The organism is Rhodococcus sp. (in: high G+C Gram-positive bacteria) (genome assembly GCF_049299235.1).
Taxonomy (GTDB): Bacteria; Actinomycetota; Actinomycetes; order Mycobacteriales; family Mycobacteriaceae; genus Rhodococcus.
On record NZ_JBAQXC010000086.1, the window covers coordinates 24,004 to 31,164 of the forward strand.

The 7,161-nt window shown below is 66.2% G+C and carries 7 protein-coding genes; 3 read left to right on the forward strand and 4 right to left on the reverse strand.

Annotated features, from left to right (window positions below; all coding sequences use genetic code 11):
• Positions 1 to 57: 57 nt before the first annotated feature.
• A complete protein-coding gene (locus tag WAX14_RS04935; RefSeq protein WP_422626971.1) occupies positions 58 to 1,791 on the reverse strand; it encodes a thiamine pyrophosphate-binding protein in 1,734 nt (577 codons plus the stop codon).
• A gap of 92 nt (positions 1,792 to 1,883) precedes the next feature.
• Here WAX14_RS04935 and WAX14_RS04940 point away from each other — a divergent pair, with 92 nt between their 5' ends.
• A complete protein-coding gene (locus WAX14_RS04940) occupies positions 1,884 to 2,582 on the forward strand; it encodes a TetR/AcrR family transcriptional regulator (RefSeq protein ID WP_422626972.1) in 699 nt (232 codons plus the stop codon).
• Between the two features lie 35 nt (positions 2,583 to 2,617).
• Here the strand turns inward: WAX14_RS04940 and WAX14_RS04945 are convergent, their stop codons facing one another.
• The 3 genes from WAX14_RS04945 to WAX14_RS04955 all read right to left on the reverse strand — a co-directional run bounded on the left by WAX14_RS04945 (position 2,618) and on the right by WAX14_RS04955 (position 4,173).
• A complete protein-coding gene (locus tag WAX14_RS04945) occupies positions 2,618 to 2,839 on the reverse strand; it encodes a Fic family protein (protein ID WP_422626973.1) in 222 nt (73 codons plus the stop codon).
• Positions 2,840 to 2,879: 40 nt separating this feature from the next.
• Positions 2,880 to 3,071, reverse strand: coding sequence for a hypothetical protein (locus WAX14_RS04950; protein ID WP_422626974.1), 192 nt, complete (start codon positions 3,069 to 3,071; stop codon positions 2,880 to 2,882).
• A 67-nt stretch (positions 3,072 to 3,138) separates the two neighbouring features.
• A complete protein-coding gene (locus tag WAX14_RS04955) occupies positions 3,139 to 4,173 on the reverse strand; it encodes a LacI family DNA-binding transcriptional regulator (RefSeq protein ID WP_422626975.1) in 1,035 nt (344 codons plus the stop codon).
• A 147-nt stretch (positions 4,174 to 4,320) separates the two neighbouring features.
• Here WAX14_RS04955 and WAX14_RS04960 point away from each other — a divergent pair, with 147 nt between their 5' ends.
• Positions 4,321 to 5,493 (forward strand): acyl-CoA dehydrogenase family protein, encoded by a 1,173-nt coding sequence (locus WAX14_RS04960; protein ID WP_422626976.1) that lies wholly within the window; start codon positions 4,321 to 4,323, stop codon positions 5,491 to 5,493.
• Positions 5,490 to 6,647 carry a CaiB/BaiF CoA transferase family protein gene (locus WAX14_RS04965; RefSeq protein WP_422626977.1) on the forward strand — a complete coding sequence of 386 codons (1,158 nt, stop codon included), beginning with the start codon at positions 5,490 to 5,492 and terminating at the stop codon, positions 6,645 to 6,647. Before WAX14_RS04960 ends, WAX14_RS04965 begins: the two co-directional genes overlap by 4 nt.
• Positions 6,648 to 7,161 lie beyond the last annotated feature (514 nt).

Below are 7,161 nucleotides of genomic sequence, written 5' to 3' on the forward strand. Positions count from 1 at the left end.
GATTCCGAGTAGGTGTGGCCTCCGGCGCCGGAGCGATGTCCGGTCGAGGTGTCCGGACTACCTTTTCCGGAGGTTCTCGTAGTAGGGGATGACGATTTCGTCGGTCGCCTCGAGGTCACCGAGCATCATCGTCGTAGCGGGGTGAACAACAGTTGCCGAGGTGGCCACGTTGATGCACGCGGGACGTCCCGATGCGAATGCGCGCTCGACCGCGGGCCGAACTTCCGCGGGATCGGTGACGTGTTCGCCGTAGCAGCCGAAGGCTTCGGCCACCCTGTCGTAGCGGGTGTCGGAGAGTCGCGTGATCACGTCGTTGCCGGCACCGTATACCGCATGCTGGCCGTGGATCGACATCCCCCAGCACGCGTTGTTGAGTACCACGGTGACGATGGGCAGGCCGTGTCGGACCATGGTGTCGAACTCCTGGATGTGGAAGCCGAGGGACCCGTCTCCCGTGATCTGGAGTACCCGTTGTCCCTTGCTCGCGGCTTGCGCGCCCAGTGCGAAACCCATTCCTGTACCGATGAAACCCATGTATCCCAGCGTCAGGATCTTTGCCGGTGGCGCCACTGGAAGTGCGAGCATCGGCCACAGCGGCGCTTCACCGCCGTCGAACACGGCGAGTGCACCGGAGCCGGTGCCCAGCAACGCCTCACGCACCGCCTGGTACGGGTGGATTCGGTTGTCGACAGTAGAGAGGTCGGCGCTCAGCAGCATGTCCATCATCTGCGCCATTCCGGTGACGGACCGGACCCACGATTCCCGGGCCGGCCAGACATGGTTCGAACGGGAGTCCGCAGTCAACAGCGCACGCACGGTTGCTCCGCAGTCGCCGACCAGAGCAAGTTCAACGGGGCCGAGGCGCCCCATTTCGGAGCCGTCGATGTCGACCTGGATCACCCGCGACCCGGCGAGCGACGACCCCGAGCGGCCGCCTGTGAACAGTCCGGCGCGTGCTCCGAGCATCACAATGACGTCCGGCCTGCCCTGTCCTGTGCCGAGGAACGCACGGAAATTGTCGACGGCACCGCCGTTCATGGGGTGCTCGGGGTCGAGGACGCCGAATCCCCTGCTGTTGAAGAACACCGGAGCGTTGATGCGCTCGGCGAACTTCCCGAGCTCGTCGCCACAGTTCGACCACTGCGCACCACCACCGACGATGATGACCGGTCGTTCTGCCTCCCGCAGTACATCCAGTGCCTTGTCGATCGAGGAGTCCGACGGTGTCGGATGGACGTCGAGAGATGTCGGTCCTGCGGGAAGTACTGTGTCGGTGGGAACTTCGGTGACGAGGACGTCGATCGGCAGTTCCAAGTAGACAGGGCCGGGACGACCCGAGAGCGCCGTCCGCACGGCCAAGGCCACCATGTCCGGAATCCGCTCCACGTGAGTGATCCGCTGCGCCCACTTCGTGACAGTCCGCGCCGCGGCGACCTGGTCGAGGCCGCCTTGCATCTCGTTCGTCAGCGCCTCTCCCTGGGGCGGCGAACTCGCGATCATCAGCATCGGAATCGCATCCGAGAGCGCGTTCGGAAGGGCCGCGATCCCGTTCATGAATCCGGGACCCGACGTCACCACAGCTACTCCGAGCCGGCCGGTGACCCGTGAGTAGCCCTCCGCGGCGTGACCGACCGCTGCTTCGTGGCGTCCGTCGACGAGCTCGATGCTCGCGTCCCCGCACGCTGCAAAGAAGGAGTCCAGATGTCCACCGTGCAAGGCGAAGGCGAGATCTACTCCCGCACTTTCGAGACTCTGCGCCAGCAAAGTGCCTCCGTTGACGAGCTCAGTCATGCGTCCTCCGTGATCTATCTAACACCCAACAGTGATACCGAAGTCTGAACTGATACTCAAGTATTGTCAATGGCGCTGGTAGTTTTTTTGCCATGGCAAAGACCCCTCCGGCAACCGCCGAATCCCAGCACGGCGCGGCAGCGGCACGTGTCGAGCCCGCCAAGCCGACCTCGCTGCGCGAGCGCAAGAAGATCAAAACGGCCGCGGCGATCTACGATGCGGCGATCGAACTGTTCGCAGAACACGCCTATGCGGAAGTGTCGATCGAAGACATCTGCGAGAAGGCCGAAGTCGGGCGTGCGACATTCTTTCGTATCTATGGAACGAAGACCGGTCTGCTGATGGAGTTCAATCGCCGCGTTGCGGTGGCCGCCCGGGGCAGGATTCACCTGAACGGGGCCGAGTCGTCGATCGCTCAGTTGCGGATTCTTGCAGAGGAGATCGGCGTCGCGTGGTCCATCAGCGGATCCGGGATGGTATCCCTGGCCGGTGAGATGCTTCGCGACGGTTTGGTCGGAGAGGCTATGTCCGCGGGGGTCACCGATGACGCCCCGAACATCCACGACCCACTGCTGGAGTTGGTGGGGCAAGTCCTCGGGGCGGGCATCGACCGCGGCGAGTTCGACCTCGCCCGCGTCCCCTTACCTGTCATGGCGTACCTGATGGTGACAGGGCTCGCGGCCTGCGTCGCGGACTGGCTGATGCGGCCCGGGACGCGCGACGTCACCGAGGTCGTCGAACACATGCTCGACGTACTGCTCCGGGGAATCTGTACCGATCCGATTCGCTAACTTCCGAGACTTTAGTCTCGCTTAATACCATAGTCTCAAATATGGATCTCCCTTCTCCCCGGGTCGATGCGGCTCTGATCGTGAAGCGGGTGGCGATCCTTGTTGTCGGCGACAGTCGCCGACAATGCCAGGCCCGCATACGGAGCCAGCACCTGCCTGAGATCCAGTGCGAGCAGGTAACGCCCGGTTCGGCCGTTGCCGTCGTAGAACGGGTGCGTGTACTCGAAGATGAAGTGTGCAACCACTGCTCTGATCAACCGAGGGATCGTGTCGTCGCGTCCCTGGCTCAGCATGAGGTCAGGGCGTCGTCGTCGCGAGAGGTTGTTCCGACCGCACCACTTCGATTGCCTTGCTGATCTCCTTCCTGGTCGAGCGGACCCGTTCGATCTCGTTCGTTGCCTGAATCTCGTCGATCACCATGCGATGCAGGTAGTGGCTACGCGCGCGGACCGGCGGACCATCAGCGGCCCAAGTGTCACCGGTGTTCACCGAGGCCACGGACACCGATGCCGACGACGTGAACAGGCTCCGCCTACTTCCCCGGCGAGCCGCGACGTCAGCGCCGTGTCGACGCCCGCTCGACCAGTTCGACGGGAAGCTTCACCGATTCGACGTCGTTGCCGGCGATGAGCGACAGGAGGTGACGCACCCCCGTCGCCCCGATGAGGCGCGCCGGTGACCGGACGGTGGTCAGCGGCACCGGTAGCTGGGCGACCACCGGAATGTCGTTGTACCCGACGAGTGCGAGATCGTCGGGGATCCGCAGCCCGAGGTCGCGGGCGACGCCGAGGACGCCGATGGCGATGGTGTCGCTGACGGTGAAGATCGCCTCGGGAGGCGAATCCGACTCGAGGAGAATCGTGGCCGCGGCGACACCGCCGGACACATTGAAGTCGGATCGGACGACACGATCGGGGCGAAGTTCGATGCCGTCCTCGGCCAGCGCGGCGCGGAACCCGGCGAGGCGGTCGCGGGAGGTGCTCGCGTAGTCGGGGCCCGCGATGACGGCGATCCCGGTGAAGCCGCGGTCGAGGAGATGTCGTCCGGCGAGGTAGCCGCCCCGATGGTCGTCGCCGCACACGAACGGCAGGCCGACGTCGGCGTGGCGGTTGAGTTGCAGCATCGGCAGCGCCCCCACCGACAGCGAGTCGACGAACTCGCGTCCGGGGCTGTGCAGGCTGCTCAGCAGCAGCCCGTCCACCTGCCTGCTGACGAGGAATTCGATGGCGCGGCGCTGGGCGTCGAGGTCGTCGGGCGGGCTCGACAGCAGCACCGAGTAGCCGGCCTGCGTCGCCGTCTCCTCGATGCCCTGGAACATGGTTGCGACCACGCCGTCGGTGAGTCGCGGCATGACGACGCCGAGGGTGGTGGTCTTGCGTGTTCGCAGGCTCGCGGCCCACAGATTGGGCTGGTAGCCGAGCTCCACCGCGAACTCACGCACCCGCAGCGCGGCCTCGGACCAGCCGTCGGCGGGTTCGGGCTGGCGGAGCACCCGGGACGCCGTCGACACGTGGACACCGGCGCGTTCGGCGATTTCGCGGAGGGTCGGCGGACGCCCGGAGGTGCGTGTCGGGCGGTCCGGCTGGTTCACGGGCAATCCTCGCGCTCGGGGACGGGTCACCGGCGGGCACGTGGTTGACGACCGCCGCAATGCGCCTTAGTCTACTTCACGAAATCGTTTGCGCAATCGTTCTCGCGAACGTTTGCGCATCCGTCCCACCGGCCCCGTGGAGGAACAATGTCCGACCCGCAGACCCTGTCTCAGCTCTTCGCCCTCGACTCGCTGCTCGACGCCGAGGAGATCGCAATCCGTGACGCCGTGCGGAAGTTCTCGAACGAGAAGATCCGCCCGCACATCGCTACCTGGTTCGAGGATGCGAAGCTGCCGGTGCGGGAACTGGCGGAAGGGCTGGGCGAACTCGGCGTCCTCGGCATGCACCTCGAGGGCTACGGCTGCGCCGGCATGAGCGCCACCGCCTACGGCCTGGCGTGCCTGGAACTCGAGGCCGTCGACTCCGGAATCCGCAGTCTCGTGTCCGTCCAGGGCTCGCTCGCCATGTTCGCGATCCACCACTACGGCAGCGAAGACCAGAAGCAGGAATGGCTGCCCCGCATGGCCGCAGGCAAGGCGATCGGCTGCTTCGGCCTGACCGAACCCGACTTCGGTTCCAACCCCGCCGGCATGCGCACCAATGCCAAGCGGGACGGCGACGACTGGATCCTCAACGGCACCAAGATGTGGATCACCAACGGGTCCGTCGCCGACGTCGCCGTCGTGTGGGCACGCACCGACGACGGCATCCGCGGATTCGTCGTACCCACCGACACCCCCGGCTTCTCGGCGCCCGAGATCAAGCACAAGATGTCGCTGCGGGCGTCCGTCACCTCCGAACTCGTCCTCGAGGACGTCCGGCTGCCCGAATCCGCGATGCTTCCGGAGGCCAAGGGCCTGTCCGGTCCGCTGGGCTGCCTCAACGAGGCCCGGTTCGGCATCATCTTCGGCGCAATAGGCGCGGCACGCGACTGCCTGGAATCCGCCATCTCGTACGCACAGGACCGCCGGGTCTTCGACAAGTCGCTCGCCGCCTACCAGATCACCCAGGTCAAGATCGCCGACATGGCGCTCGAGGTCGGCAAGGGACACCTGCTCGCATACCACCTCGGCCGCCTCAAGGACCGCGGCGAGGTCCGCTCCGAACAGGTCAGCACGGGCAAGCTGAACAACGTCCGCGAGGCCATCGCCGTCGCCCGCGAATGCCGGACCATCCTCGGCGCAAACGGAATCACACTGGAATACCCGGTGATCCGGCACGCCAACAACCTCGAGTCGGTGCTCACCTACGAGGGCACGTCCGAGGTGCATCAGCTGGTGATCGGCAAGGCGCTGACAGGTGAGGCGGCGTTCCGGTGAGCCGGAAGAGCGCCCTCGACGACCTGCTGATCGCCGACTTCGGACGGGTGCTCGCCGGGCCCTACGCCACGATGCTGCTCGCCGACCTCGGGGCGGACGTCGTGAAGATCGAACGTGCCGGTGTCGGTGACGACACGAGGCAGTGGGGTCCGCCGTGGGTGGGCGACGAGTCCACCTACTTCCAATCCGTCAACCGCAACAAGCGATCGGTCGCCTGGGATTTGCGTGACCCCGCCGACCTCGACCAGGCACGCGAACTCGTCGCCCGGGCCGATGTGGTGGTGGAGAACTTCCTACCCGGCAGGATGGACCGACTCGGGCTCGGCTACGACGCGATGCGGGAGATCAATCCCGATGTCGTCTACTGCTCCGTGACGGGGTTCGGCGGCGAGAACAACCTGCCCGGATACGACCTGCTCGTCCAGGCTGTCGGCGGATTGATGAGCATCACCGGCCCAGAACCCGGTGTGCCCACGAAGGTCGGAGTGGCCGTCGTCGACATCATCACCGGACTGCACGCCGCGGTCGGGATACTCGCGGCACTCCGGCACCGCGACCGCAGCGGTGAGGGACAACGCGTCGAGGTGAATCTGCTGTCGTCGCTGCTGTCCGCCCTCGCCAACCAGACGTCGGGGTATGTGGGAGCCGGTGTCGTCCCGCAGGCCATGGGCAACCAGCACCCCAGCATCGCGCCGTACGAGGTGTTCCAGACCGGCGACCGCCCGCTGGTGCTGGCGGTGGGAAACAACCGTCAATTCGGCTCTCTCGTCCAGGTTCTCGGTGTGCCCGAACTCGCCGACGACGAGCGGTACGCGACCAACACGCAACGCGTGGCGAACCGCGAGCAGCTGGTCCGGGACATCACCGCGGCGCTGTGCGCGGGCTCCGCCGACGAGTGGTTCGAGAAGCTGACCGCGCATGCCGTCCCGTGCGGTCCGCTCAACGACATCGCCGACGCCGTGGCGCTCGCCGAACGGCTCGGCCTGACTCCGGTGGTCGAGATCGACGATCCGCGTCGGGACGGGCCCGTGCGGCAGGTGGCGAACCCGATCCGCCTCAGCGCCACCCCGCCGAGCTATCGCAGCGCCCCGCCGTGGTTGGGCGAGGACGCCCCGGCCGTGAGTACTCGTCTATCGCCCGCGGCTGAGAAGTGAGGTTGTCTCGGTAGCGCCGGCACCGACGAGCCGGCGAGATCACGCCGCTCGTATCCCTTCGTCGGAAGCCCATCGGACGCGACCTTGTACACCGCACCCAGGCACTGCGCCCGGGCCGCGGTCTGATCGTGGACGCCGCCCGGGTGCCGACCCGGGTGCGGTGGATGTGCAGCAGTGCCGTGACGGTCCGCGGCGTTCCCTCGGGGACGTCGCGGATTGCCGGTTGGGGGAACACGTGGGGTCCTTCGTCGGGGCAGGTCGTTTCTCGGTCGAAGCCGATCCTGCCGGAAGTGCCCCGCGCTCCTGTTCTTTCGGGTGTTCGCCATCTCGCGCCACACCAGTCTCATCTGCCCCAGTGTGATGACCTCAGGACGCACCGGGCTCTTCCCTAAGTGTGCATCTGAAAACTCGGTGAGCATCGGCGTGTGACGGGCCGGATACCGGCGAACTCCTGGTAGGCCAGTGAGTGCTTACGTCCCTGCCCTACCAGGAGCTCACTTGCCATCATCGCCTA

Coding starts and splice junctions, on each gene's coding strand:
- WAX14_RS04935 (WP_422626971.1), bottom strand. CDS start 1,791: ATGACTGAGCTCGTCAACGGAGGCACTTTGCTGGCGCAGAGTCTCGAA.
- WAX14_RS04940 (WP_422626972.1), top strand. CDS start 1,884: ATGGCAAAGACCCCTCCGGCAACCGCCGAATCCCAGCACGGCGCGGCA.
- WAX14_RS04960 (WP_422626976.1), top strand. CDS start 4,321: ATGTCCGACCCGCAGACCCTGTCTCAGCTCTTCGCCCTCGACTCGCTG.